At 65.9% G+C, this 25,084-nt stretch carries 24 protein-coding genes; 18 read left to right on the top strand and 6 right to left on the bottom strand.

The features are described 5' to 3' along the window. Nucleotides 1-71: 71 nt before the first annotated feature. Complete coding sequence (locus RM50_RS15465) at nucleotides 72-821, top strand: lipoate--protein ligase family protein (protein WP_043454514.1); 750 nt, start codon at nucleotides 72-74, stop codon at nucleotides 819-821. Between the two features lie 66 nt (nucleotides 822-887). On the opposite strand, the gene RM50_RS15460 is transcribed toward RM50_RS15465, so the two are convergent. Next, a complete protein-coding gene (locus tag RM50_RS15460; protein ID WP_043454512.1) occupies nucleotides 888-1,145 on the bottom strand; it encodes a mycoredoxin in 258 nt (85 codons plus the stop codon). Between the two features lie 151 nt (nucleotides 1,146-1,296). Between RM50_RS15460 and RM50_RS15455 the strand changes: the two genes are divergently transcribed. Continuing rightward, nucleotides 1,297-2,040 (top strand): SOS response-associated peptidase, encoded by a 744-nt coding sequence (locus RM50_RS15455; RefSeq protein WP_043454510.1) that lies wholly within the window; start codon nucleotides 1,297-1,299, stop codon nucleotides 2,038-2,040. A 26-nt stretch (nucleotides 2,041-2,066) separates the two neighbouring features. Here RM50_RS15455 and RM50_RS15450 read toward each other — a convergent pair whose 3' ends face one another. Next, a complete protein-coding gene (locus tag RM50_RS15450) occupies nucleotides 2,067-2,489 on the bottom strand; it encodes a VOC family protein (RefSeq protein ID WP_043454508.1) in 423 nt (140 codons plus the stop codon). 16 nt (nucleotides 2,490-2,505) lie between these two features. Between RM50_RS15450 and RM50_RS15445 the strand changes: the two genes are divergently transcribed. Beyond that, on the top strand, nucleotides 2,506-2,829 hold the full coding sequence (locus RM50_RS15445; protein WP_043454505.1) for a chorismate mutase: 324 nt from the start codon (nucleotides 2,506-2,508) through the stop codon (nucleotides 2,827-2,829). Between the two features lie 25 nt (nucleotides 2,830-2,854). Here the strand turns inward: RM50_RS15445 and RM50_RS15440 are convergent, their stop codons facing one another. Further along, nucleotides 2,855-3,244, bottom strand: a complete 390-nt coding sequence (locus RM50_RS15440; RefSeq protein WP_043454503.1) for a hypothetical protein — start codon at nucleotides 3,242-3,244, stop codon at nucleotides 2,855-2,857. Nucleotides 3,245-3,372: 128 nt separating this feature from the next. On the opposite strand from RM50_RS15440, the gene RM50_RS15435 reads away from it, so the two are divergent. The 6 genes from RM50_RS15435 to pdxS all read left to right on the top strand — a co-directional run bounded on the left by RM50_RS15435 (nucleotide 3,373) and on the right by pdxS (nucleotide 11,628). Further along, the gene (locus tag RM50_RS15435; RefSeq protein WP_043454502.1) at nucleotides 3,373-3,732 is read left to right on the top strand and encodes a DUF6504 family protein; all 360 of its coding nucleotides are present in this window, start codon (nucleotides 3,373-3,375) and stop codon (nucleotides 3,730-3,732) included. Then, nucleotides 3,729-7,220: a DNA polymerase III subunit alpha gene (locus tag RM50_RS15430; protein WP_043454497.1), complete on the top strand. Its 3,492-nt coding sequence runs from the start codon at nucleotides 3,729-3,731 to the stop codon at nucleotides 7,218-7,220. The genes RM50_RS15435 and RM50_RS15430 overlap by 4 nt, the downstream gene beginning before the upstream one ends. A gap of 116 nt (nucleotides 7,221-7,336) precedes the next feature. Beyond that, the gene (gene thrS, locus RM50_RS15425) at nucleotides 7,337-9,346 is read left to right on the top strand and encodes a threonine--tRNA ligase (RefSeq protein WP_043454495.1); all 2,010 of its coding nucleotides are present in this window, start codon (nucleotides 7,337-7,339) and stop codon (nucleotides 9,344-9,346) included. Between the two features lie 17 nt (nucleotides 9,347-9,363). Then, nucleotides 9,364-9,951 (top strand): HIT family protein, encoded by a 588-nt coding sequence (locus RM50_RS15420; RefSeq protein ID WP_043454492.1) that lies wholly within the window; start codon nucleotides 9,364-9,366, stop codon nucleotides 9,949-9,951. Then, nucleotides 9,941-10,564, top strand: coding sequence for a phosphatidylinositol phosphate synthase (gene pgsA, locus RM50_RS15415; protein ID WP_043454489.1), 624 nt, complete (start codon nucleotides 9,941-9,943; stop codon nucleotides 10,562-10,564). Before RM50_RS15420 ends, pgsA begins: the two co-directional genes overlap by 11 nt. A 137-nt stretch (nucleotides 10,565-10,701) precedes the next feature. Continuing rightward, nucleotides 10,702-11,628 carry a pyridoxal 5'-phosphate synthase lyase subunit PdxS gene (gene pdxS / locus RM50_RS15410; protein ID WP_043454486.1) on the top strand — a complete coding sequence of 309 codons (927 nt, stop codon included), beginning with the start codon at nucleotides 10,702-10,704 and terminating at the stop codon, nucleotides 11,626-11,628. Between the two features lie 274 nt (nucleotides 11,629-11,902). Here the strand turns inward: pdxS and RM50_RS15405 are convergent, their stop codons facing one another. Then, nucleotides 11,903-13,915, bottom strand: a complete 2,013-nt coding sequence (locus RM50_RS15405; RefSeq protein WP_043454482.1) for a M3 family metallopeptidase — start codon at nucleotides 13,913-13,915, stop codon at nucleotides 11,903-11,905. 159 nt (nucleotides 13,916-14,074) lie between these two features. Here RM50_RS15405 and RM50_RS15400 point away from each other — a divergent pair, with 159 nt between their 5' ends. Continuing rightward, complete coding sequence (locus tag RM50_RS15400) at nucleotides 14,075-15,436, top strand: ferredoxin reductase family protein (RefSeq protein ID WP_043454479.1); 1,362 nt, start codon at nucleotides 14,075-14,077, stop codon at nucleotides 15,434-15,436. 10 nt (nucleotides 15,437-15,446) lie between these two features. Here the strand turns inward: RM50_RS15400 and RM50_RS15395 are convergent, their stop codons facing one another. After that, the gene (locus RM50_RS15395; protein ID WP_043454476.1) at nucleotides 15,447-16,202 is read right to left on the bottom strand and encodes a type 1 glutamine amidotransferase; all 756 of its coding nucleotides are present in this window, start codon (nucleotides 16,200-16,202) and stop codon (nucleotides 15,447-15,449) included. Continuing rightward, nucleotides 16,199-17,491 carry a Mur ligase family protein gene (locus tag RM50_RS15390; RefSeq protein WP_205622283.1) on the bottom strand — a complete coding sequence of 431 codons (1,293 nt, stop codon included), beginning with the start codon at nucleotides 17,489-17,491 and terminating at the stop codon, nucleotides 16,199-16,201. The genes RM50_RS15395 and RM50_RS15390 overlap by 4 nt, the downstream gene beginning before the upstream one ends. 91 nt (nucleotides 17,492-17,582) lie before the next feature. On the opposite strand from RM50_RS15390, the gene pdxT reads away from it, so the two are divergent. From pdxT to secF, 8 genes are all read left to right on the top strand, one after another. Continuing rightward, nucleotides 17,583-18,293 carry a pyridoxal 5'-phosphate synthase glutaminase subunit PdxT gene (gene pdxT, locus RM50_RS15385; protein ID WP_043454470.1) on the top strand — a complete coding sequence of 237 codons (711 nt, stop codon included), beginning with the start codon at nucleotides 17,583-17,585 and terminating at the stop codon, nucleotides 18,291-18,293. Nucleotides 18,294-18,296: 3 nt separating this feature from the next. After that, nucleotides 18,297-19,052, top strand: a complete 756-nt coding sequence (locus RM50_RS15380; RefSeq protein ID WP_043454466.1) for a YebC/PmpR family DNA-binding transcriptional regulator — start codon at nucleotides 18,297-18,299, stop codon at nucleotides 19,050-19,052. Nucleotides 19,053-19,120: 68 nt separating this feature from the next. Next, complete coding sequence (gene ruvC, locus RM50_RS15375) at nucleotides 19,121-19,699, top strand: crossover junction endodeoxyribonuclease RuvC (RefSeq protein ID WP_043454463.1); 579 nt, start codon at nucleotides 19,121-19,123, stop codon at nucleotides 19,697-19,699. 87 nt (nucleotides 19,700-19,786) lie between these two features. Further along, nucleotides 19,787-20,431 carry a Holliday junction branch migration protein RuvA gene (gene ruvA, locus RM50_RS15370; protein ID WP_043454460.1) on the top strand — a complete coding sequence of 215 codons (645 nt, stop codon included), beginning with the start codon at nucleotides 19,787-19,789 and terminating at the stop codon, nucleotides 20,429-20,431. Then, the gene (ruvB, locus tag RM50_RS15365; RefSeq protein ID WP_043454458.1) at nucleotides 20,424-21,509 is read left to right on the top strand and encodes a Holliday junction branch migration DNA helicase RuvB; all 1,086 of its coding nucleotides are present in this window, start codon (nucleotides 20,424-20,426) and stop codon (nucleotides 21,507-21,509) included. Before ruvA ends, ruvB begins: the two co-directional genes overlap by 8 nt. Nucleotides 21,510-21,720: 211 nt before the next feature. Continuing rightward, on the top strand, nucleotides 21,721-22,128 hold the full coding sequence (yajC, locus tag RM50_RS15360) for a preprotein translocase subunit YajC (protein WP_052260281.1): 408 nt from the start codon (nucleotides 21,721-21,723) through the stop codon (nucleotides 22,126-22,128). A gap of 100 nt (nucleotides 22,129-22,228) precedes the next feature. Beyond that, entirely contained in the window at nucleotides 22,229-23,986 is a 1,758-nt protein-coding gene (gene secD / locus RM50_RS15355) for a protein translocase subunit SecD (protein WP_043454454.1), read from the top strand. Beyond that, on the top strand, nucleotides 23,986-25,002 hold the full coding sequence (secF, locus tag RM50_RS15350; RefSeq protein ID WP_043454451.1) for a protein translocase subunit SecF: 1,017 nt from the start codon (nucleotides 23,986-23,988) through the stop codon (nucleotides 25,000-25,002). The genes secD and secF overlap by 1 nt, the downstream gene beginning before the upstream one ends. Nucleotides 25,003-25,084: the final 82 nt, after the last annotated feature.

The raw sequence follows: 25,084 nt of genomic DNA, 5'->3' as shown, positions 1-25,084 counted from the left end.
AGGGCCTGCCCGGACCGCAAGCCGTCGAACCTGTCGGAACCGCCGACACCTAGCCAGGGAGCTTCGCCACAATGCACCACACCGGTACTGGACTTCGCACGCTCACGGTGGTGCGCCAGGACGTGTCTCTCGGCGCTGGCCGCGACCTGGAGTTCGGCCTCGAGCTGCTCGCCCGGGCGAGGAGCGGCGGCATCGGCCCCACCCTCCGGCTCTACCGGCCTGCTCCGACTGTGGCCTTCGGGCAGCGGGATACGAGGCTGCCGGGCTTCGAGGCAGCGGCCCAGGCCTGCCGCGACAACGGCTTTGAGCCCCTGGTTCGGCGGGCGGGGGGACGTGCCGCCGCCTACCACCAGGGCACGCTGGTGGTGGACCACATCGAACCGGACGCGGACGCCGTTGCTGGGTCCAAGGCACGTTTCGGGTATTTCGGCGGGCTCTTTGCCGAGGCGCTGCGAAGTGTTGGGGTGCAGGCTGCGGTAGGGGAAATCCCCGGTGAGTACTGTCCCGGCGAATACAGCGTGCATGGAACGGATCCGGCGGACAGCTCCCGCCGGGTGAAACTGGTGGGAACCGCCCAGCGGGTGGTCTCCGGCGGCTGGCTTTTCAGCTCCGTGATCGTGGTGGAGGATTCCGCCCCGATCCGCAAGGTCCTCACCGACAGCTACGCGGCACTGGGACTGGACTGGGATCCTGCCACCGCCGGCGCCGCCAACGACCTGGTGCCGGGCCTTGGAGTGGACGCTGTGGAGCAGGCCCTGCTGCAAACGTATGCGGGCCATGCCACCCTGGAAACTGCTTCCTTCAGCAGCCTGGGGGCATGACCCGCACTAAATTAAATCGGTACCGGGCGGCGGGCATGTACGGTGCGGCGCGGCCGGAACGTCCGGCTAAGCGGCCAGGCGGCTCTTCACCTCGGCGGCCGACGGGTTGGTGGCGGCGGATCCGTCCGGGAAGAGGACCGTGGGGACGGTGCGGTTTCCGCCGTTGAGCTGCTCCACGAGTTCTGCGGTGCCGTCCACCTCTTCGATGTTGATTTCCGTGTAGCCGATGCCCTGCGCATCCAGCTGCTTCTTCAGCCGGTTGCAGTAGCCGCACCAGGTGGTGGAAAACATGGTGATGGTGCCGGATTCGGGAGTGAAGTCCACAGGGATCTCCTAAACGTCGCTTGAAAGGTTTCCTTACGGTCAACGGTAGCGCGGCCGGCGGTATTCCCCGGTGCCGAACGGGCCCGGGCGCGGCTGGATGACAGTTTGTGGCGCGCGCTGGCAAGCTGGTGCCATGTGTGGACGCTACGTTATGGCACGCGCCGTGGGGGACCTGCTGGCCGAATTCGATGCCGGCCTGGAGGACGAGGTAAGCATTCCGCCGTCATGGAACGTGGCGCCCACCGATGCTGTCCCCATCGTGCTGGAACGCATCATTGATGGCCCCGCCGAGCCAAGGCAGATACGCCAGCTGCACGTGGCGCGCTGGGGCCTGGTCCCGTCCTGGGCCCGGGATCCCGGAATCGGTTCGCGCATGATCAACGCCCGAAGCGAATCCGTGCTGGAGAAGCCGGCCTTCAGGAAGGCAGTGCAGTCCCGGCGCTGCGCCGTCCCTGCTGACGGCTACTACGAATGGAAACAGGGCCCGGGGAAATCCAAACAGCCGTACTATGTGCACCCGGGCCAGGGCCGGAGCCTGGCGTTCGCCGGCCTCTATGAATGGTGGAAGGACCCGTCGGTTCCGGACGGGGAGCCGGGCCGCTGGCTGCTCTCCACTTCCATCCTCACGGCGGACACGCCGCCGCCGGGCAGTGAACACGGGATTTTTGGCAAGCTCACCGAACTGCATGACCGCGTGCCGCTGCCCATGGACAATGCAACGATGGACGCATGGCTGGACCCGCAGGCCGACGACCCCGCGGCGCTGGTGGACCTGGTGCGGTCAGGAGTGCAGGAAGCCGCCGCTGGCTGGCAGGTGGAATCCGTGGGCCGCGAAGTTGGCAATGTGCGCAACAACGGGCCGGAACTGATCCGCCCGGTGGAAACACTGTTCTAGCAGCCGCCCACCACGGTGCCACGATGTCACACGGTGACCGTGCCGTCGTCGTCCACTGTCCAGGTGGGGTTGTAGGCCACCTCCCAGCGGAAGCCGTCGGGATCGGCAAAGTACCCCGTGTAGCCTCCCCACGGCTGGGTGACGGGTTCGGCAATAACGGTTGCTCCTGCCGCCGCGGCCTCTTCAATCACCCGGTCCACGTCGGCTGCGCTGGGCTGGTTGTGGCTCAAGGTGATGCGCGGGACGCCGTCAGGTGGGCTGACGCCTGCCTCGGCCTGCATCTGGCGGACATCCCACAGGGAGAGCACCAGGCCGTGGTTCACCTGGATAAACAGCACTTCGCCGGCCACTTCGCGGTGGACCGGCCACCCCAGGCCGTCAATATAGAAGGCCCGCGACTCCTGGACATTGCGGACACCGAGGGAGATAAAGTCGACTCTGGGCTCCATGCTTCGATACTGTCAGATGATGGCGACAATTCAAGGAAACGATAGGGATGCCCGGGCCGACAAGGAACAGCTCGCTGCCGTTCGCGTTGCCGTTGATGAGGTGGATGAACAGATCGTCACCCTCATTGCCCGCCGCGAACGGCTGATCAGGATCGCCGGAACCCTCAAGGGTGATGACGCCGAGGTACGGGCGCCCGGCCGCGTGGAACGCATCATCGAGCATGTGCGCTCCGCGGCCGAGAAAAAGGACATCGACCCGGATATCGTCGAATCAACCTACCGGGCAATGATCTCCGGGTTCATTGAACTTGAACTGAAGATCCACAAAGAAAACAGCTAACCAGCCGCGCGGGGGTGGAGGAGCCTTAGATGGCTTCCTCCACCGGCACCCCGTGCTGGAATTCCCGGCCGTCCGCCTCGCTGAAGGCTGACAGGACGTGCCCCTGCCCGAGCCCGTTCAGGGCAGTGAGCGGAAAGCTGCCGGTAATGCTGTTCTCCGAGTGTGATACTCCGGACAGGTCGTAGTCTTCCTCGATTCCCTGGTCCCGGTTGAACGAGTAGCAGGCAATGGCCTCCCCGTTCATGAACTCAATGCACAGCCGCCGCTGCAGTGAATAGTCCGGCGAGGCACCCATTAAACCCACCACATAGGCGCCGGAATCCGGAATGGCGCCGTCTATGTCGAACTGTGCCACGAGGGTGGAGTCCTCGGTCTTGATGCTGGCCTGCTTCAGGAGCGCGTCATCGGTACTCATGCCAACATCCTGCTCCCTGCCGGACGCCCCGTCCACCCCCGCCTATGTTTTGCTGGCCGCCCGGCGTAAACTGGTTTTATTCGAACACTTATTCGAATGAGCAGAAGAAATCACCGTCGGGAGGCGCCATGGGCATGTTCAGTGAGTCCGTGGACGTGGTGTGTTCCGCCGAAGGGCAGCCTGAATCCCTGACCTGGCAGGGCAGGGCATACACCGTCTGTGCCGAACCCGTCCGCTGGTATGAACGCCGGCAGTGGTGGGCCGAAGACAGCCGTGCTCCGCTCGGAAGCGGGCAGGGAGTGGTGGACCATGAAATCTGGCGCGTCCAGGTGCTTCCCACCAAGGCTACGCGTGTGCCGGCGGCCGGGCCGGCAGCCGAAGAGCCCCTCACCCTTGACCTGGCCCGCCACATCCGCAGTGGCCGCTGGCGGCTGCTGCGAATCCATGATGCCCTCCGCCCTGTCCGGCTTGACCACAGAACAGCATGAGCTTTACCCACCTCCACGTCTCCACTGCATTCAGCGCCCACTACGGCGTCTCCTGGCCTGAAGAACTTGCCAATGCAGCTGCCGCCGACGGCGCCACAGCCCTGGGCTGCACCGACCGTGACGGGCTCTACGGCACCATCAAGCACATCAAGGCCTGCATGGCTGCGGGCATCGACCCCATCGTCGGGGTGGACCTCGCAGTATTTGACGACGACGGCGATCATCGCACCCAGTTGGCCGGCAGGGTGGTGGTGCTTGCCCGCGGCCACAACAACGGGGCCGGTTACCGTGCGCTGTGCCGCCTGGTCTCAGACGCCCACGCCAGGACTTCCGGTAAAGCCGGGGGAGCGGTACCCGTGGCGGTGACCAGGGCCGAACTCGCATCCCGGACCCTCGACCCCCAAACCCTCAAGCCTGTCCTGACCGTCCTGCTCGGCCCTGATTCCGACGTCGGCCGGGCCATGGGAGGCCGGCGGTACCTCCGTCCCCGAACCCTGTTCAAGCAATGGCTGGATGCCATGCCCACCGGGACAGTCGTGGCCGAAATCGTCTCCCAGCTCAGCGCCCCGGGATCGCCTTTCAGCACAGCGCATGCTGTCCGGATGTTGAGGCTTGCCGAGGAACACCACGTCCCCGCCATCCTTACCAACGCCGTGCGGTACTGCGCCGCAGACGGCGCCCCCACCGCCGACGTTCTGGACTCTGCCCGCACCTTGAAATCCCTCCCGGAACTGGCAGGTGAGCCGCTCCTGCAACCCACCGGCCAGGGATGGCTGAAAACCGGGGACCAAATGCTGGGCCTGGGCAGGGAAATCATTTCGGCTGCCGGTTACGGTGCCGCCGACCTCAGGCAGTTGATGGCCCAGACGGAGGCGCTCGCCGATCTGTGCCGTATCGATCCCGCCACGGACATGGGCTGGAAGCAGCCTGTAGTGCCGGAGGCATCAGTCATAGGCATCAGCCAGGATCCGCACGTGGAACTCATCCAGCGCTGCCAGGCCGGAATCGGAAGGCGGTTCCCGGGGATAGCGGGCAAGCCGGAGCAGGACATGCTGGCCCGGCTGGACCATGAGCTTCGCATCATCCAGAACCTCGGGTTCTCCTCCTACTTCCTGACCGTGGCGGAAGTATCCAGGATGATCCAGGACATGGGCGTCAGGGCTGCCGCCAGGGGATCCGGGGCATCCAGCCTGGTCAACTACCTGATCGAGGTCAGCCATGTGAACCCCCTCCAGCATGACCTGATCTTTGAACGCTTCCTGTCCAACGACCGTGCCACGCTCCCGGACATCGACATCGACGTCGAAAGCGCGGAACGCCACAACGTCTACCGCAGGATTTTCGAGCGTTTCGGCCGCGAACGGGTCACCCTGATGAGCATGCAGAACGGGTACCGGGCGCGGGGAGCTGTGCGTGATGCCGGACTCGCCCTGGGCATGGACGACGGCGAGGTGGGGGAGATCGCAAAGCAGTTGTGGCGGTTCTCTGCCCGGAAATTCCGTGAAGCGCTGCAGGAAAAACCCGAGCTTAGGGAGTTTGCCGGCCGGGTGGAACAACGGGATGCCGACGGGAACCAGCAGCTCGACCTGCTGGTGGACCTGACCGAGCGGCTAGACCGGCTGCCCCGCCACATCTCCATGCATCCGTGCGGCGTGATCCTGGGCGACGCCACCCTCCTGGACCGCACTCCCGTCCAGCCAAGCGGCCTCGGGCTGCCCATGAGCCAGTTCGATAAACATGACATGGACCCCATGGGCATGCTCAAGCTCGATGTCCTGGGTGTCCGCATGCAAAGTGCCATGGCCTTTGCCGTCAGGGAGATCATCCGCATCCACCCCACAAAAAAGGATGTCGTGGCTGCAGGCCGCCACCCGCAAGGGCCTGACGGCTCAGGCCCCGACTACATTGCCGGAGACGGCCGGATCGACCTCAATGCCGTTCCCCTCGACGATGAAGCCACCTATGAGCTGATCAGGAGCACCCACACGCTCGGTTGCTTCCAGATCGAATCCCCGGGCCAACGTGAGCTGATCGGCAAAATGGCGCCACGGGAATTCAACGACCTCATCATCGATATTTCCCTCTTCCGCCCGGGCCCCATGAAGTCGGACATGGTCCGTCCCTTCCTGGAACACCGGCACGGATTCGCCCCTGAGGTCTATCCCCACCCGGACCTTAAGCCGGTGCTGAAGGAAACCCACGGGGTCACGGTGTTCCACGAACAGATCCTGAAGACCCTGGACATCATGACCGGCTGCGGACTGGCCAAAGCCGACGAATTCCGCAGGGCTTTGAGCAGCGAAGCCGGCGAAGCCCAGGTGGAGGAGTACTTCCGGCGCCACGCCAAAGCCAAGGGATACGCACCGGAGGTGGTGGACAAGGTCTGGGGCACGCTGAAGTCGTTTGCCAGTTTCGGCTTCTGCAAAGCCCATGGTGCCGCTTTCGCTGTCCCCACCTACCAGTCAGCCTGGCTGAAGACCCACCACCCCGAGGCCTTCCTGGCCGGCCTGTGGGAGCACGACCCCGGAATGTACCCGAAACGCCTGCTGGTGGCCGAAGCTCGCAGGCTTGGCATCCCCATCCTTCCCCTGGACATCAACAGGAGCAAAGCCGAATACCGGGTGGAACGTATCGAGTCCGGCAAAGATGCCGGCAGGCTGGGAATCAGGCTTAGCCTGAACGGCATCTATGGGTTGTCCGCAGCCGAATTGAAACGGATCGTGGCCGGCCAGCCATTCGACTCCCTGGCAGACCTCCGGGCGCGCTCGCGGCTCAGCAAGCCAAGCATCCGCCGCCTGGCGCAGCTGGGGGCCTTCGATTCCCTGCACCGCGAAGCCGGGGGTACCGCCAACCGTGCCGACCTGGTCCAGCACCTGCAGCAGCTGCAGTCATCCACTGGGGCGCGCAAAGGTACTGATGTGGTGGACGGGCAACTGTCCCTGCCCCTGGGGGACATTGAACTGCGCAACCTCAAGCCAGGTCTTCCCGCCCCTACCCTGGTGGAAAATGTCCGGGCCGAACTGGACCTGATGGCAGTGGATGTCAGCACCCACCTCATGGACAGCCACCGTCCCATGCTCGAACGGTTGGGCGTCACCACGGCGGACAAGCTCCTCAGCCTCCGGAACGGCACTGAAGTCCTGGTTGCGGGTGTCCGGGTGGCCACCCAAACCCCTCCGATGCGGGGCGGCCGGAGGGTGGTGTTCATCAGCATCGACGACGGCACCGGCTGCGTGGATTCCGTCTTTTTCCATGAAGCCCAGGAAAGTGCCGGGCCGCTCCTGTTTGGCACCCGGTTGCTCCTGATCCGGGGCACCACCCGCAGGACCGGCCCGCGCGGCATCAGCATCAGCGCAAGCATGGCGTGGGACCTGGCCAGGCCGGAGACCTTGCCCTTCCCGGACTCCGGCACCACGGTCCCGGGGGACGGGCCGCACCCGCTGGACGGCATCAGCAGGACACTGGCCATCACCGGCTTCAACGGGTAACCCTGCCGTGTGCCGCGTTGGTCGGCCCTTAGCCGAACCGATAGCATTGACGGTGGCTGGCTGTGGTCCCCGTATGCCACAAGCTATGAAGCCTTAACTTTGAATAGGAGACACCCGTGTCAGATGCCCAGCAGATCACCCTTCTCGTCGATGGCGAAGAGACCAAGGTGACTACCGGGACCACCGGTGCGGAACTCTTCTTTGAGCGCCGTGACGTTGTTGTTGCCCGCGTTAACGGCGAACTGAAGGACCTGGACCAGGAACTTCCCGAAGGCGCCGAGGTGGAAGGCGTCACCATTGACTCGCCCGACGGCCTTAACGTCCTGCGCCACTCCACCGCGCACGTCATGGCCCAGGCTGTGCAGCAGCTGCGCCCCGACGCCAAGCTTGGCATCGGTCCGTACATCACCGACGGCTTCTACTTCGACTTCGACGTCGCCGAACCGTTCACCCCCGAGGACCTCAAGACCCTCGAAAAGATGATGCAGAAGATCATCAACCAGAACCAGAAGTTCGTCCGCCGAGTGGTCAGCGAGGACGAGGCCCGCGAGGCCATGAAGGACGAGCCCTACAAGCTCGAGCTGCTCGGCAGGAAGAACGACGCCGCCGAGGCCGGGGAAGGCGTGAACGTCGAGGTCGGAGCCGGCGACATCACGATCTACGACAACGTTGAGCGCAAGGAAGGCACCACCGTCTGGTGCGACCTCTGCCGCGGCCCGCACCTGCCCAACACCAAACTCATCTCCAACGCCTTCGCGCTGACGCGGTCCTCGTCGGCCTACTGGCTCGGCAACCAGAAGAACCAGCAGCTGCAGCGCATCTACGGCACCGCGTGGCCCACCAAGGAAGCACTGAAGGAGTACCAGGAGCGCATCGCCGAGGCAGAGCGCCGCGACCACCGCAAGCTGGGCTCTGAACTCGACCTGTTCTCCTTCCCGGACGAGCTGGGCTCCGGCCTGCCCGTCTTCCACCCCAAGGGCGGCATCATCCGCAAGGAGATGGAGGACTACTCACGCCAGCGCCACGTGGAAGCCGGCTACGAGTTCGTCTACACCCCGCACATCACCAAGGGCCACCTCTACGAGGTATCCGGCCACCTGGACTGGTACAAGGACGGCATGTTCCCCGCCATGCACGTGGACGCCGAACTCAATGAGGATGGCACCGTGCGCAAGCCCGGCCAGGACTACTACCTGAAGCCGATGAACTGCCCCATGCACAACCTCATCTTCCGCTCCCGCGGCCGGTCCTACCGCGAACTGCCCCTGCGGCTGTTCGAATTCGGATCCGTCTACCGCTACGAGAAGTCCGGCGTGGTGCACGGCCTGACCCGGGTCCGCGGCATGACACAGGATGACGCCCACATCTACTGCACCCGCGAGCAGATGAAGGATGAGCTCACCAAGACCCTCACCTTCGTCCTGGACCTGCTCAAGGACTACGGTCTGAACGATTTCTACCTGGAGCTCTCCACCAAGGATCCCGAGAAGTACGTCGGCGACGACGCCACCTGGGAGGAAGCCACGCGCACCCTTGCGGAGGTGGCCCAGGAGTCCGGGCTGGAGCTTGTGCCGGACCCCGGCGGAGCGGCCTTCTACGGTCCCAAGATCTCCGTCCAGGCCAAGGATGCGCTGGGACGCACATGGCAGATGTCCACCATCCAGCTGGACTTCAACCTGCCCGAGCGTTTCGAACTGGAATTCCAGGCCGCCGACGGCAGCCGGCAGCGGCCCGTCATGATCCACCGCGCGCTCTTCGGCTCGGTGGAGCGCTTCATGGGCGTCCTCACCGAGCACTACGCCGGTGCCTTCCCCGCGTGGCTGGCTCCGGTCCAAGTGGTGGGCATCCCGGTTGCGGAAGCGTTCAACGAGTACATGTTCGACGTCGTGGACCAGCTCAAGGCGGAGGGCATCCGCGCCGAGGTGGATACGTCATCGGACCGGTTCCCCAAGAAGATCCGCACCGCCAGCAAGGACAAGATCCCGTTCGTGCTGATCGCCGGTGGCGACGACGCTGAAGCAGGTGCCGTGTCCTTCCGCTTCCGCGACGGCAGCCAGGACAACGGAGTGCCCGTCGCTGAAGCAGTCAAACGGATTACCGACGCCGTCCGCAACCGGACCAGCTAGCCGAACGGAAGCAGCAAGTGCAGGAGAACACAGGCGCAGGGTATCCAGGCGATGCCGGCGTTACCGACGATTTCGCCCTCGCCGGTGTCCCGGACGCCTTCCAGCGCCTGTGGACTCCGCACCGCATGGCCTACATCAAGGGCGGGCAGCACCAGTTCAAGAACCAGGATGACTGCCCGTTCTGCGTAGGTCCTGCCCGCACGGATGAAGAAGCACTGATCGTCCACCGCGGCCGGACCTGCTACGTGGTGCTGAACCTGTTCCCGTACAACCCCGGCCACCTGCTGGTCTGCCCCTACCGGCACATCCCCGATTACACAGACCTCACAGTGGAAGAAACAGCCGAGTTCTCGGAGCTGACCCAGACGGCGATGCGGGTGCTGCGCAAAGTATCCAATCCCGGCGGCTTCAACCTCGGGATGAACCAGGGCGTCGTTGGCGGGGCCGGGATCTCGGCCCACCTGCACCAGCACATCGTTCCCCGGTGGGGTGGCGACGGCAACTTCTTCCCGATCATCGCCCAGACCAAGGCCATCACCCAGACCCTTGACGAGGTCAGGCAGCAGGTGGCCGACGCCTGGCCCGGGGAGTCGCATGCTGAATAGGCATGCCCGCGGCTTCTTCACCGCGCTGTTCACCCCACTGGCCCGCTGGCTCCTCAAAATCGGTATATCGCCCGACGCTGTCACCATCCTCGGTACTGCCGGGGTCGCGGCCGGCGCCCTGCTGTTCTACCCCCTGGGTCAGCTCTTCTGGGGCACCCTGTTCATCACCGCCTTCATCTTCTCCGACGTCCTGGACGGCATCATGGCCAGGATGCAGGACGTCAAGAGCCGCTGGGGCAACTTCCTGGACTCCACCCTGGACCGGATCGCGGACGGGGCACTTTTTGCCGGCGTATCCGTCTGGTTCTTCACCGGCGGAAACAACACGGCCATCGCCGTCGCAGCCCTGCTGTGCCTCGTCCTGGGAATGGTCGTCTCCTACGCCCGTGCCAAGGCGGAGTCGCTGGGTTTCAGTGCCAACGTAGGAATCGCGGAGCGCGCCGAACGCCTGGTCTCCGTCCTGGTGGTCACCGGCCTGACCGGCCTGGGCCTGCCGCCAGTGGTGCTCCTGGTGACGCTGGTCCTCCTCGCCGCGGCAAGCCTCATCACCGTGGTGCAGCGCGTCATCTCGGTACGCCGGCAGTCGCTGGCGGAACCGACTCCGGCTGATTAAGCCTGATTAAGCCGGCCGGCCGGCGGGGGACTAGTATATAAGTGCCCGGTCAATGGACCCGGCAATCCGTGCGTGCTCACCCGGCAGCTGCCGCCGCATGCCCGGCGAAGATCATCTGTCTACCCATAGGGGTTTTTGTGTCTACACCTGATGTAAGCAACGAGGCCGGTTCGTCCGCGAACAGCGTCACGGGCAGCAGCCGCGTGAAGCGTGGCATGGCCGAGATGCTCAAGGGCGGCGTCATCATGGACGTCGTCAACGTCGAGCAGGCCCGCATCGCCGAAGACGCCGGTGCCGTGGCAGTCATGGCGCTGGAACGCGTTCCGGCCGATATCCGCGCCCAAGGCGGCGTTTCCCGGATGTCCGATCCGGACATGATCGACCAGATCATCGACGCCGTGTCCATCCCGGTCATGGCCAAGGCCCGCATCGGCCACTTCGTCGAGGCCCAGGTCCTGCAGTCCCTCGGCGTCGACTACATCGACGAGTCGGAGGTCCTCACCCCGGCCGACTACGTCAACCACATCGACAAGTGGAACTTCACCGTCCCCTTCGTCTGCGGCGCCACCAACCTCGGTGAGGCCCTGCGCCGCATCAACGAAGGTGCGGCCATGATCCGGTCCAAGGGCGAGGCCGGTACCGGCGACGTCTCCAACGCCACCGGCCACATGCGCAAGATCCGCTCCGAGATCGCCAAGCTCTCCTCGCTGCCCGAGGACGAGCTCTATGTCGCGGCCAAGGAACTGCAGGCCCCGTACGAACTGGTCAAGGAAGTCGCCGCTGCCGGCAAGCTTCCCGTGGTGCTGTTCACCGCCGGTGGCATCGCCACCCCCGCTGACGCGGCCATGATGATGCAGCTCGGCGCCGACGGCGTCTTCGTCGGCTCCGGCATCTTCAAGTCCGGCAACCCCGCCCAGCGCGCCGCCGCCGTCGTGAAGGCCACCACCTTCTATGACGACCCCGACGTCATTGCCAAGGCCTCCCGCGGCCTGGGCGAAGCCATGGTGGGCATCAACGTCGACGAGATCCCCCAGCCGCACCGCCTCGCCGAGCGCGGCTGGTAATTTCCGCGTTCTGTGACGCGCCGGACGGCGCGATCCTCGGCGTGCTATTCCCCGCCTCCCGCTGCCGCCATATTGGTGGTGGTTGGGGGCGGGGGCCCTTTTACGCACGCTGCCGGACCGCACCGTCCGGCGCTTCGGTCGGCTTCACTGCCTTGACCACGACGCCGGTTCCCCACCTTCTCTGGTGGGGGACCGGCGTCGTTCTTTTAAATCGGTTGCTCCGTAAATGTCGTTTTCGGGGCTCTAAACGACAAGTGCTCAGCAATCGATGGGGTTACTCCAAGCCCCGGCGCTTGAGCAGGGGCTCGAGGCCGGCTTCGCGGCCCCTCAGGATGCGGAAGGATTCCAGCGGGTCGCGGCTGTTGCCGCGGGAGAGGAGTTCGCGGCGGAACGTTTCGCCGTTGGTTCTGGTGAGGCCACCGTTCTCCTTGAACCAGTCCACGGTCTCCGCGTCCAGGACCTCGCTCCAGATGTACGAGTAGTAGCCTGCCGCATATCCCGCCCCCGCGAAGATGTGCTGGAAGTACCCCGTGCGGTAGCGCGGTGGAATGAGCGGATGGGCAATTCCCGCGGCGGCCAGGGCCTTGGCCTCAAACTCCAGGGCGTCTCCCGGGATGGTGCCGGGCTCCAGGGTGTGCCAGGCCAGATCAAGCAGGGCGGCGCCGAGGTACTCGGTGGTGGCAAAGCCTTCACCCCACAGGCGGGACTCTTCCAGCCGGTCCACGATGTCCCGGGGAAGCGGTTCGCCCGTGACGTGGTGGCGGGCGTAATTGGCCAGCACCTCGGGCCACATGATCCACATCTCGTTTACCTGCGACGGGTATTCGACAAAGTCCCGCGGAACGGCCGTGCCGGAAAAGCGGGGATAGGTGACGTCGGAGAGCAGGCCATGCAGTGCGTGGCCGAACTCGTGGAAGAGCGTCCGGAGCTCGTCCAGGGTCAGCAGCGTCGGTTCACCGGCGGGCGGCTTGGAAATGTTGAGCGTGTTGATCACCACGGGCCGGGTGCCCAGCAGGGCCGACTGGTCCACCAGCGAGTTCATCCAGGCGCCGCCCCGCTTCGATTCCCGGGCATAGTAGTCGCCCAGGAACAGACCCAGCTCCGTGCCGTCCCCGTTGCGGACTTCCCAGATGCGGACGTCCGGGTGGTAGCCGTGGAGGTCTGTCCGCTCCTGGAACGTGATCCCGTACAGCGCTGTGGCCGCGAAGAACACGCCGTCGGTGATGACGCGTTCCAGTTCGAAGTACGGTCGGAGCGCCTGCTCGTCGACGTCGTACTTCTCCCGCCGCACCTTTGCCGAGTAATAGGCCCAGTCCCATGGCTCCAGCGGGTGTCCGGCAACCTTTGCCAAAGCTGCGGCCTCGGCGTCTGCGTTGCGGACCGCCGCCGGCGCCATCCGGTTCAGCACGGTTCCCACCGCCTGGAAGTCCGGCGCTGTCTGGCGGTCCGCCACCAGTTCCGCGAAGTTGGCGAAACCCAGCAGCTGGGCCTTTTCCGCCCGGAGCCTGGCCATGTCGATAGCGAGGTCCAGGACGTCCAGGCTGCCGCCACCGGTACCGCGGGCCACCGATGCTTCGAAGAGGCGGCGGCGGACATCCCGGTTTTCCAGCGCGGCAAGGGCCGGCTGGTTGCCGGGCTGGACCAGGGAGAGCAGGTATCCCTGGCCATGCCCGGCGGCGCGGGCCGCTTCCGCGGCCTTGGCCACATCGCCGGCCGGCAGGCCCGCCAGGTCTGCGCCGTCCTCCAGCAGGAGCGCGGCAGATTTCATTCCCTCCTTGACCCGCTGGCCGAACTCGGTGCCCAGGCGGGCCAGTTCGGCGTTGATGGCGCGGAGCCGCTCCTGGTCCGGTTCGTCCAGCTGGATGCCGGACTGCCGGAACTCCTTGAGGTACTCGTCCACCAGGCGCACGGATTCAGGATCGCAGCCATCAGTGCTGAGCGCGGCAAAACGCCCGTACAGGGCACGGTTCAGGAACACCTCATCCTGGTGCGCCGAGAGGCGGGGCGACAGCTCGGTTTCCAGTTCCCGGATCTGCGGGGACGCATCCGCCGAGACCAGGGTGAAGAATGCTGCGGCGGCCCGGTTCAACAGCTGCCCCGAATTTTCCATTGCGAGGGCCGTGTTCCGGAACGTTGCCGGCTCCGGGTTTCCGGTGATGGCCCGGATCTCCTCCAAGTGTGCGGACAGTCCGGCGTCGAAGGCTTCACGGTATTGCTCCACGGCCAGGCCTTCGAAGGGAGGAAGGCCGTACGGCAGGGGACTGGCGGCGAGAAGGGGGTTCGTCATGGGCTAAACCTTTCACAGCCGGGCAGCCTTCTCAACGAAGGAAACCCGGCTGTGTTCCCAGCAAGCATCCCTACAATTACGGCTATGCGGCCCGTCGCGGACCGCGCGGCGCCTTCCGGCAGGGAGGCGAACGGGCCGGCACGATGAAGGGACGCTGGGATGGCCAAAGAGGGCACGACGCCGGTAACCACCATCCTGGGAATGCCGTTCCGCTGGGTGGGCCCGGCCGCAGTCGTGGTGCTGGTGGGCGCGTATGGCATCTTTTGGTTCCTGGTGCGTCCCGCGGGTGAACCGGTCCTGGGGCATGCCGGGCAGCTCCTCGGTGGTGAGTCCGTTCTGCTTTACTCGATCGCGATGGTCCTCATCAGCACCCTTCCCCACGTCGAACCGATCTTTGGCGGCATCGACCATGCCGCCATCTGGCACCGCCGGGCGGCGGTAACGGCGACCATCCTGCTGCTGCCACACCTCGAACTTGCGTCCAACCCGGATGCAACAAGCCTGGGAAAGACACTTGCCGTGGTGGCCGTCTGCGGACTTGCAGCACTGGTGGTGTGGGCCGTCCTGCCACGCTGGCGGACCATGCTCCCCGCGCCCGCCCGGCGTGTCGTCCTGGCGTCGCTTGCCACCCGGCCCGTGCAGCTGGCGGCACGGTTGCTGGGCGGCTACGAACGGTGGCGGGGCTTCCACCGGCTGACGGGGCTCTTCCTGGCCGCCGGATTCCTGCACGGCCTGCTCGATGCCAGCGCGTTCGAGGCTGTGCCTGCCCTTCGATGGAGCTACGTGGCCATCGGCGGGACAGGCCTCGGGTTCTACGCCTACCGCGAACTGCTGGCGAGGCATTTCCTGCCGCATCACGACTACCAGGTGTCAGCAGTCCGGCCGGTCGCGGCGGACCTGGTGGAGGTGGCACTGCGCCCCCTGGGCCGGCCCCTTCAGTTCAAGCCCGGCCAGTTCGCCATGGTCTACCTGGAAACAGCGGACGGCTGGCAGCGGCACCCGTTCTCCATTTCTGGGCCCGCACCGGAGGGCGGGATCAGCATCACGGTCAAGGCCCTGGGCGACCACACCACCAGGCTCCCGGACGTGGTCCAGCCCGGGATGCCGGCTGTGGTGGGCGGCCCCTACGGCCGGTTCGACCGCCACCACGGCACGGCCCACCAGGTCTGGATCGCCGGCGGGGTGGGCATTACACCCTTCCTGGGATGGCTCCGGGCGCTGGAAGGGGAACTGCAGGAGGATGTCCACTTCTTCGTCACGTCCGCGGGCCCGTCCCCCTTTGCCGGCGAGATCAGGGCCGCCGCCAAAAGCCAGCCCAGGCTTACGGTCCATTGGGTGGACACCGCGGCGGGCGGACGGCTGACGCCCGAGGCGGTGCTGGCTGCCACCGGTACCGAGCCGCGGCTGCTGTCCGTATTCATGGGCGGCCCCGATGCGATGCTGCGGCAGTTCCGCAAAGCCTTCCGGGCAGCGGGGGTCCGCAGGGCCAACATCCACCGGGAGTATTTCCATTGGCGGTGACCCGGCCGCGTCAACGGGGGCGGCGCGCCGCGTGCTCCCGGGCCAGGACGGCGAAGCTGTCGTCAGGGGTGCCGGGAGAGAAGCTTCCGAACTTGCGTTCCGCGGCCGTGCGGATGAGGAAGTCTGCGATGGCGGGGTTCTTGGGCAGCAGGGAGCCGTGCAGGTAGCTGGCAACGATGTTGCGGTAGCGGGCACCTTCATGGCCGTCGCTGCTGTTGTTGCCCGTTCCCTTGGCCACCGTGCCAAGGGGCCGCACGCCGCTGCCCAGCGTCGTCTGGCCGCTGTGGTTTTCGTATCCAAGGACCTCGCCGAATTCCTCGGTGGCCACCTTGACGTTGCCGATCAGCCGCTCATCGGTGCCGTGGGTTTCCACGTCAAGGACGCCGATGCCGGGAATCACGGAGCCGGTCCGGGTCTTGAAGAACCGGCCGAAAAGCTGGTACAGGCCGCAGATCAGCAGCATCGGTGCACCGTCCTCGGCCAACTCCTTGAGGTCGCCCGCCCGGGCCTGCAGGTCGTCCTGGATGACCAGCTGTCCGCTGTCCTGCCCGCCGCCGCCAACGATGATGTCGACGTCCGCGGGGAAGGGATCACCCACGTTGTATTCGAGCAGTTCGGGGGTGTACCCGTGCCACTGGATGCGCCGCTGCAGGACCAGGGCATTGCCCCAGTCGCCGTAGATGTTCATATCCCGCGGGTACAGCTGCACCACGCGGAGGGTGCCTTTCGACTGGCCGCCCGCCGTCGCCGCTTCTGCCGGATTCACGAGACAACCTCCACGGTGGTGATTTTGGACAGTTCACGCCGGATGGCCAGCATCGCCGTGTAGGTGCAGAAAATCCGCTTGGGCTTGCCCTGCCCTTCCCGGATGAAGGCGGCAAGGGCATCAGGAATGTCGGTGTCCACGGCGCCGACGGGGACTTCGTCGTACTGCAGCCGCAGGGCCATGTCGTAGGCGCGCGAGCCCGTGAGCGTATCCACCCCGCCGTCGCGGAGGGAATCGAATTCGACGTCCCAGAGCCACGACATGTCCCGGCCGTCGGCGTAGTTGTCGTTGATGGCGATCATGGTGGCGTAGCCGCCGGCGGGGAAGGACTTCAGCCCCAGCCGGAAACCGCTGGGGTTCTTGACGAGCACCAGGTCCAGGGGCTGGCCGTCCACCGTCAGGCTTTCGCCGCGGCCAAAGGCGGGAGCCACCTGGGAGAGTGCGTGCAGCAGGGTCTCGTGGTTGGTGGTGGCGGCGCCTCCGCCGCAGATGCTGCGGGCCAGCGTCAGCGCTGCAGCCGCGTTAAAGATGTTGTAAACCCCGCGCAGCTTCATCGCCGTGGTGACCGTACCGCCGTCGTACTCGAATTCCGCGCTGTCCGCGCCGACTTTGCGGAGAACGACGTCGGCAGGCGGCTTTGCGGGCAGTCCCGCCGGGGCAGGGCTGCCCGGAGCGGCCCGCATCTCGTCGTCGTTCGGAAAGGTGGCCAGCAGGGAATCGTCCAGGCCGAAGTACCTGACGTCCTGTCCCGTCAATGTGTCCGCGATCCGGGCAACCCGCGGGTCCTCGCGGTTCAGGACCACAGTTCCGGTGGTCTTGGCGGCAATGTGCTGCAGCAGTTGTGCGGTCTTGTCGATCTCGCCGAAGCGGTCCAGCTGGTCGCGCAGGACGTTGAGGAGCAGGCAGTACCGGGGCGGGACGCTGTTCACGAAATGGACGGCGTGGGCTTCGTCGAGTTCGAGGACTGCAACATCCGCATCCAGCCTGCCGCGCCAGTCCACCTCACCCAGGAGGGCCGCCGCCACGCCGCGGGTGAAATTGCTGCCGGTGCGGTTGGTGAAGACCTTCAGTCCCTGGCTTTCCAGCAGTTCCACCACCATCTTGGTGGTGGTGGTCTTTCCGTTCGTGCCGCTGACCACGGCAACCCCATGCGGCAGTGTGCTGAGCGTGCGCCGCATGAAGCCGGGATCGATTTTTTCGACCACCAGGCCGGGAAGTGCGGACCCGCCGCCCCGCAGCCGGGACACCCCGCGGACCAGCTTGCCGAGCGGAACACTTAAGAAGACCATGTTTTGAATATATCCCAGCAGCGGCATGCAACCTTTGCCGGCTGCCGGTCCGCCGCACCGGCCAGCGGTACCGGACCCGTATGCTGGAGGGATGACAAATCCCCCTTCTGCCGCTGCCGCGGGCGTGGGCTCAGGCCTGCGGGTCGGTGTCCTGGCCCTCCAGGGAGACTTCCGCGAGCACCTGCGCGCCGCGGAAGCCACCGGCGCGCACGGCGTGGCTGTCCGCCGCCCGGAAGAGCTGGACGGCCTGGACGGCCTCATCATTCCCGGCGGTGAATCCACCACCATCGACAAGCTGGCCCGTGCCTTCGAGCTCGCGGACCCCTTGCGCAAGTACATTGCCGAGGGCCTGCCCGTCTACGGCTCCTGCGCCGGCATGATCCTGCTGGCCTCGGACATCGCCGACCCGGCCACTGACCTGTCCGGTGCACCGCAACAGACATTCGGCGGCCTGGACATCACCGTCCGCCGCAATGCCTTCGGCCGGCAGCGCGAATCCTTTGAAACCGACCTGGACTTCAAGGGGCTGGACTTCAGCGCCACCGAATCCGGTGTTGAGCCCGTGCACGCCGTCTTCATCCGCGGCCCATGGGTGGAGCGGGTGGGTCCGGACGTTGAGGTCCTTGCACAGGTCGAACCTGCCGACCCCGGCCACGCGTCCCACGCTGTCCCGCTGCCGGGGACGGCTAGAATTGTGGCAGTGCGTTCCGGCCAGCTGCTGGCCACCTCCTTCCATCCGGAAGTGACCGGCGAGAAACGCGTACATGAACTTTTTATCCGAATGATCAGAGGAGAAGCGTAAAGCATGTCAGGCCACTCCAAATGGGCGACGACCAAGCACAAGAAAGCCGTTATCGACGCCAGGCGTGCAAAGTCCTTCGCCAAGCTGATCAAGAACATCGAAGTCGCCGCCCGCATGGGTGGGCCGGACCTCGCCGGCAACCCCGGCCTGGAACTTGCCGTCACCAAAGCCAAGAAGACCTCGGTCCCCAATGACAACATCGACCGCGCCATCAAGCGCGGCGCCGGCCTCACCGGTGAAGTGGTTGACTACACCGAAATCATGTATGAGGCCCGCGGACCGCAGGGCTCGGCCCTGCTGATCGAGTGCCTTACCGACAACAAGAACCGGGCGGCGTCCGAAGTCCGCCTGGCCATCTCCCGCAATGGCGGCACCATCGCCGACCCCGGGTCCGTCAGCTACCTCTTTACCCGCAAGGGCGTGGTGAACCTGCCCAAGAACGGCCTGGCCGAGGACGACGTCCTGATGGCCGTCCTCGACGCCGGCGCGGAGGAAGTCAAGGACAACGGCGAGAGCTTCGAGATCCACTCCGAGCCGGGCGACCTGCCGGCCATCCGGGAAGCGCTCAAGGAAGCCGGCATCGAGTACGACACCGACGAGGTGGAGTTTGTGCCCTCCATGCAGGTGGAGCTGGACGTTGACGGCGCGCGCAAGTTCCTGAAGCTGGCCGACGCCCTCGAGGACCTGGACGACGTCCAGAACGTCTACAGCAACGCCGATTTCAGCGACGAAGTCCAGGCCGCCCTGGAATCCGAGTGACGTCCGGCCTTGCCAGCTGACCTGCTGCCGCGGCTGGAAACGTCTTCTCCGGCCTGGATGGGGCGCAGGTGAGCCTTCGTGTCCTGGGCGTCGACCCCGGCCTCACCCGCTGCGGCATTGGCGTGGTGGATGTCGAACGGAACCGGCGGGCCACCATGGTCGCGGTAGGGGTCGTCGGGACTTCGCCGGACGAAACCCTTGACCGGCGCCTGCTGGTGATCGCCACCGCCATCGACGAGTGGCTGGACCGCTACGAACCGGAAGTGCTCGCCGTCGAACGCGTTTTTTCGCAACTCAACGTCAGCACCGTGATGGGCGTCGCCCAGGCCTCCGGCGTGGTGATCGCCGCGGCGGCCCGCCGCGGAATCCCGGTGGCGCTGCACACGCCGTCGGAAGTCAAGGCCGCCGTGACCGGAAGCGGGTCTTCGAACAAGGACGCGGTGACCAAGCTGGTCACCAAGATCCTCCGCCTTGACGCTCCGCCGCGGCCGGCCGACGCCGCTGACGCCCTGGCGCTGGCCATTACACACGCATGGCGGGCCGGCAGCGGCGCTGCGGTGGCCACCACCGGCCCCGGCAGTTCCTCGCTGACTCCCGCCCAGCGCGCGTGGGCCGAGGCGGAGGCCAAGGCGCGCCGCGCACGCTGATTGTCCTGGCTGCTTGCTAGGGTATTCGTAGATATGTTCGGATAGCCGGCCTCATCCTGGGCCCGGCGGTATAACGGGAGCCCGGCCTTGATCAGTTTCCTCCGCGGAACAGTAGCGCATGTTGGCCTGTCCACGGCCGTGATCGACCTCAACGGTGCGGGCATGAGTGTCTACGCCACCCCCCAGACGCTCGGCAGGCTGCGCGTGGGGGAGGAAGGCCAACTGTTCACGTCGCTGATTGTCCGTGAGGACTCGCTGACGCTTTTTGGCTTTGCCACGGACGACGAACGCGAGGTTTTTGACGTCCTGCTGAGCGTCAGCGGCGTCGGCCCCCGGCTGGCCCTCGCGGTCCTCGCCGTCCACGACCCCGAAGCGGTCCGGGTCGCGGCGCACACGGGGGACAGCAAGACCTTCACCAAGGTTCCCGGGATCGGGCCCAAGGTTGCCGGCAGGATCGTGCTGGAACTGGCCGGAAAGCTGGTGCCGCAGGGAACCGCACCGGCCGCCGGTGCCGCCACGGCCGCCGAAGCCGCCTGGAAGCCGCAGGTAGTGGCGGCCATGACCAGCCTGGGGTGGTCCGAAAAGGACGCCTCGGCCAGCATCGACAAGGCACTGGCCGACGAACCCGAAGTCTCATTCCGCGGCAACGTTCCCGAGATCCTGCGGACCACCCTCCGGTGGCTCGGGCAGGACGGCGCCCGGGCCGGCAACCGTGTAGGCACCCGTGGCTGAACCGTCACTGGTCGCCGCGGGGGAGGAGCCGGAGGAACGCGCCATTGAGGCTGCCCTGCGGCCCAAGAACCTCGACGACTTCGTCGGCCAGCACCGGGTCCGCAAGCAGCTCTCGCTTGTACTGCAGGCCTCGCGGATGCGCGGCCGCACCGCGGACCATGTGCTGTTTTCCGGTCCGCCGGGCCTGGGCAAAACCACCCTGGCCATGATCGTTGCCGCAGAGATGAACGCTCCGCTGCGCCTCAGCAGCGGACCCGCCATCCAGCACGCCGGCGACCTCGCGGCCATCCTGTCCTCCTTGTCCGAGGGCGAGGTCCTCTTCCTCGACGAGATCCACCGCATGTCCCGGCCTGCCGAGGAAATGCTGTACATGGCCATGGAAGACTTCCGCGTGGACATCGTCGTGGGCAAGGGCGCCGGTGCGACCGCCATTCCGCTCGAACTGCCGCCGTTCACACTGGTGGGGGCCACCACCCGGGCAGGGTTGCTGCCGGGACCGCTGCGCGACCGGTTCGGCTTCACCGGGCACCTTGAGTTCTACTCCGTCCCCGAGCTGGAACTGGTCCTGCGGCGCTCCGCGGGGCTGCTGGACCTCAAAGTCAATTCCGCCGGCTTCGCCGAAATCGCCGGCCGGTCCCGCGGCACTCCCCGCATCGCCAACCGCCTTCTCCGCCGCGTCCGCGACTGGGCGCTGGTCCATGGCATCGACCAAATCGACGCCAGGTCGGCCTCGGCTGCCCTGGACATGTACGAAGTGGACAAGAAGGGGCTGGACCGGCTGGACCGGGCCGTGCTGGACGCCCTGATCACCAAGTTCGGCGGCGGTCCGGTCGGGCTCTCCACCCTGGCCATCGCCGTCGGCGAAGAAACCGAAACCGTTGAAACGGTGGCCGAGCCCTTCCTGGTCCGGGAGGGCCTGCTGGGCCGCACCCCCCGCGGCAGGATCGCGCTGGCCCCGGCCTGGACGCATCTGGGCTACGCCATCCCCCAGGGTGTCTTCGCGCAGGAGCAGCTGGACCTTTTCGAACCCGGCGGGGACGACTCCCTGGCGGGGGAGTGGGCGCCGGAGAGCCAATAGCAGGCTCCCTTCAGCTTTTCCCTTTAGACTGGTATGACGCCCGGCACGTTCGGGTCTTTGTTTCGCGGGTGGCCCCGATGCCCCCGTCGCTTGGGGAACGGCACGCAAGGCTTTGCGCCTGCGCCACCAGCCCACCCCGGCCGAAGCGAGGCCCACGTCGCTGGTAAACCAGCTTCACCACGCTAAAGAACGGAATTCCCCCTTGGATCCAATGTCAATTCTCCTGTTCGTCATGCTCGGCGTGTTCATCTTCATGATGTTCCGCCGCAACAAGAAGACGCAGCAGCAGCAGGCAGAGCTCCAGTCGAAGTTTGGCCCGGGCGTGGAGGTCATGACCAGCTTTGGCCTCTTCGGCCGCATCGTCGACATCGACGAAGCCGAGAACAAGGTCACCCTTGAACTTTCCCCCGGCAACCTCGCCACTGTGCACCGCCAGGCAGTCACCAAGATCGTGGAGCCTGCAGCGGAGACCGCACCCGAAACCGCCGCGGCTTCGCCTGTGGTACCGGACGACGCCTCCTCGCTGACCACGCCGGAAACCGGGAGCAACGCCGCCGGCGTCGAGACTCCCGAAGAGACCCTGAAGCGCCTCAACGACGAGGGCAAGAAGGACAGCTAGGCCCGCTGGCCCCTTTCCTCCCTCTACCGCCGCGGACCACCGCCGGCGCAGGCAGCAGCCCGCGCCGGCGGTTCCTCCGCGAATAAGAGAAAGATCGACAATGGCACGAACTGGCCGCAAAAAACCAGGACTCCGCGTCCTGGTCTGGCTCGGTGTACTCCTGGCAGCGCTCACCGCCGTCCTGGCTGGCGGAACCATCGCCGGGCAGGCCAGCTGGGCACCCAAACTGGCCCTCGACCTCGAGGGCGGAACCCAGATGATCCTGGCTCCCAAGGTCGAGGGCGGTTCGGACATCAACGAACAGCAGCTCAACCAGGCTGTGGCGATCATCCGCCAGCGCGTTGACGGCTCCGGCGTCTCGGAAGCGGAAATCAGCACCCAGTCCGGGCGCAACGTGGTGGTCAGCCTCCCGGGCACCCCCTCCGCCGAAACCCGGAACCTGATCCAGGCGTCCGCGGACATGAACTTCCGGCCCGTCCTGCTTAACGGTGACGGTGCGGCTGTTCCGCCGGAATCGCAGACCCCCGAGGACCAGCTGCCCAAGCCCACAGCAGAGCCGGCCAACAGCAGCGACACCAACTGGATTACCCCGGAGATCTACAAGCAGTTCGAGGCGCTGGACTGCAACAGCCCCGCGGCTGAAAAGTCCGAACGCTCAGATCCCGCCAAGCCTCTGGTGACCTGCGAACCTGCTACCGCCAAGTCCCCGGCCATCAAGTACATCCTTGGCCCGGTGGAGGTGAAGGGCACCAACATCGTCACCTCGTCCTTCCAGTTGCAGCAGGGTGCCCAGGGTGCTGTCACCAATGACTGGGCCGTCAACATCCAGTTCGACGCCGACGGCACAGCCAAGTTCAAAGAGGTAACGGAGCGCCTGAACCAGTTCTACGTGGCGGCAGGCGGCGAGTCGGGAAGCGACCCCAAGGCCCAGTTCGCCATCGTGCTGGACGACCAGGTCATTTCCGCGCCGCGCGCACTGGCCGTGATCACTGACGGCCGTCCGCAGATCACGGGCGGCTTCACCGAGCAGACCGCCAAGGCCCTCTCCGACCAGCTGAAGTTCGGCGCGCTGCCCATCAGTTTCGACATCCAGAGCGAACAGCAGATTTCCGCCACGCTCGGTGGCGAACAGCTGCGCATGGGGCTGCTGGCAGGTCTGATCGGACTCCTGCTCGTGGTGGTCTACTCGCTGTTCCAGTACCGGGCCCTCGGCTTCGTCACCATTGCCTCGCTGGTGGTGGCCGGCGCCCTGACCTACCTCGCCATCGCGATCCTGGGCTGGACCGAAAACTACCGCCTGTCCCTGGCAGGCGTGGCCGGCATCATCGTGGCCATCGGCCAAACTGCCGATTCATTCATCGTCTACTTCGAACGCATCCGTGACGAGCTCCGTGAAGGCCGGGGATTGGTGTCCGCCGTCGAGAACGGCTGGAAGCGGGCCAAACGCACCGTCCTCGCTTCCAAGGCCGTCAACCTCCTGGCCGCACTCGTCCTGTACTTCGTGGCGGTGGGCAACGTCCGTGGCTTCGCGTTCACGCTGGGCCTGACAGCCATCGCCGACCTCATCGTGGTGTTCATGTTCACCCACCCCACGCTGCAGCTGCTGGCCCGCACCCGGTTCTTCGGTGAAGGCCACAAGTTCTCCGGGCTGGATCCCGAACGCCTGGGTGCCGTGCCGTTGTACCGCGGCGCCGGACGGGTCCGTACCCCGGAGGACCGGCCTGTGGCTGTCCGTACCAAGAATGCAGGCGCCGCGGCCGAGGCCGAACGCCGCATGACGATCGCGGAACGGCGCATGGCGGAAAAGCAGGAACAGCTGGCCGGATCGTCCAAGACCTCCGGTAAGGAGAACAAGTAATGTCAGGCTTCGCCACATTCGGCAACGAGCTCTACACCGGTAAGCGTTCCTACGACTTCGTAGGAGCCAAGAAGATCTGGTTCATCATCGCCGCGGTGGGGGTGGCGCTGTCCATCCTCATTCCGATGGCAAAGGGCGGCTTCAACCTCGGCATCGAGTTCCGTGGCGGCTCCGAATTCACGGTGTCCAACGTTAAGACCACAGATGCCGGAATCGGCGAGAAGGCCGTCACGGACGTTGTGTCCGGGAGCGTGCCCCGCGTGGCGAACGTTGCGGGCAACACCATGCGGATCCAGACGGACAAACTGACCGACGATGAGACGCTCCGCATCAAGCAGGGCCTCACCGGCGCCTACGGCGTCACGGACAACGAGGTCACCTCCACCTTCGTCGGTCCCACTTGGGGCGCCGACGTGACTAAGCAGGCCCTGATCGGCCTGGCGGTGTTCGTGCTGCTGGCGGCCCTGCTGATGGCTCTGTACTTCCGCACCTGGAAGATGTCCCTTTCAGCGCTTGCCGGCATGGCCGTGACCATGTTCATCACCGCCGGGGTGTATGCCCTCAGCGACTTCGAGGTTACGCCGTCGGCGATCATCGGCTTCCTCACCGTCCTCAGCTATTCGCTGTACGACACCGTGGTGGTCTTCGACAAGATCCGCGAAAACACCTCCGGAATCGACGCATCCACGCGGCGGACCTTCGCTGAGGAAGTCAACCTCGCCGTCAACCAGACGCTGGTGCGGTCCATCAACACCATGATGGTGGCCATCCTTCCGGTGGGGGCCATCCTCTTCATCGGTGCCGGCCTCCTCGGCGCCGGAACCCTGCGCGACCTGTCCCTGGCCCTCTTTGTCGGGATCCTGATCGGCACGGCCGCCACCATCTTCGTCGCAGCTCCCATGTATGCCTGGCTGCGCCAGGGCGAACCGGACCTGGTCAGGCAGGCGAGGCGCGTGCAGCAGCGCCGCGCCGGGGCCGCAGACAAGACGGTTCCCGCTTCGCCGGCCAAGGCCTGACGGACCGGCTGCCGGACAGCCAAAAACGCACAACGGCCGGGTGGCGCATCTTTCGCGCCGCCCGGCCGTTGGCCGTTCCGGC

Origin of the sequence: Pseudarthrobacter phenanthrenivorans, from assembly GCF_000813845.1 — a bacterium.
In the GTDB taxonomy this organism is placed as follows: Bacteria; Actinomycetota; Actinomycetes; order Actinomycetales; family Micrococcaceae; genus Arthrobacter; species Arthrobacter phenanthrenivorans_B.
The sequence above is the reverse complement of the archived record's forward strand: the minus strand, read 5'-3'. Positions and strand labels throughout refer to the sequence as shown.

Excerpts from the sequence above, each read along its gene's own strand:
- RM50_RS15465 (WP_043454514.1), top strand. The coding sequence starts at position 72 with ATGCACCACACCGGTACTGGACTTCGCACGCTCACGGTGGTGCGCCAG.
- RM50_RS15455 (WP_043454510.1), top strand. The coding sequence starts at position 1,297 with ATGGCACGCGCCGTGGGGGACCTGCTGGCCGAATTCGATGCCGGCCTG.
- RM50_RS15450 (WP_043454508.1), bottom strand. The coding sequence starts at position 2,489 with ATGGAGCCCAGAGTCGACTTTATCTCCCTCGGTGTCCGCAATGTCCAG.
- RM50_RS15445 (WP_043454505.1), top strand. The coding sequence starts at position 2,506 with ATGATGGCGACAATTCAAGGAAACGATAGGGATGCCCGGGCCGACAAG.
- RM50_RS15440 (WP_043454503.1), bottom strand. The coding sequence starts at position 3,244 with ATGAGTACCGATGACGCGCTCCTGAAGCAGGCCAGCATCAAGACCGAG.
- RM50_RS15435 (WP_043454502.1), top strand. The coding sequence starts at position 3,373 with ATGGGCATGTTCAGTGAGTCCGTGGACGTGGTGTGTTCCGCCGAAGGG.
- RM50_RS15430 (WP_043454497.1), top strand. The coding sequence starts at position 3,729 with ATGAGCTTTACCCACCTCCACGTCTCCACTGCATTCAGCGCCCACTAC.
- pgsA (WP_043454489.1), top strand. The coding sequence starts at position 9,941 with ATGCTGAATAGGCATGCCCGCGGCTTCTTCACCGCGCTGTTCACCCCA.
- RM50_RS15405 (WP_043454482.1), bottom strand. The coding sequence starts at position 13,915 with ATGACGAACCCCCTTCTCGCCGCCAGTCCCCTGCCGTACGGCCTTCCT.
- RM50_RS15400 (WP_043454479.1), top strand. The coding sequence starts at position 14,075 with ATGGCCAAAGAGGGCACGACGCCGGTAACCACCATCCTGGGAATGCCG.
- RM50_RS15390 (WP_205622283.1), bottom strand. The coding sequence starts at position 17,491 with ATGGTCTTCTTAAGTGTTCCGCTCGGCAAGCTGGTCCGCGGGGTGTCC.
- pdxT (WP_043454470.1), top strand. The coding sequence starts at position 17,583 with ATGACAAATCCCCCTTCTGCCGCTGCCGCGGGCGTGGGCTCAGGCCTG.
- RM50_RS15380 (WP_043454466.1), top strand. The coding sequence starts at position 18,297 with ATGTCAGGCCACTCCAAATGGGCGACGACCAAGCACAAGAAAGCCGTT.
- yajC (WP_052260281.1), top strand. The coding sequence starts at position 21,721 with ATGTCAATTCTCCTGTTCGTCATGCTCGGCGTGTTCATCTTCATGATG.
- secD (WP_043454454.1), top strand. The coding sequence starts at position 22,229 with ATGGCACGAACTGGCCGCAAAAAACCAGGACTCCGCGTCCTGGTCTGG.
- secF (WP_043454451.1), top strand. The coding sequence starts at position 23,986 with ATGTCAGGCTTCGCCACATTCGGCAACGAGCTCTACACCGGTAAGCGT.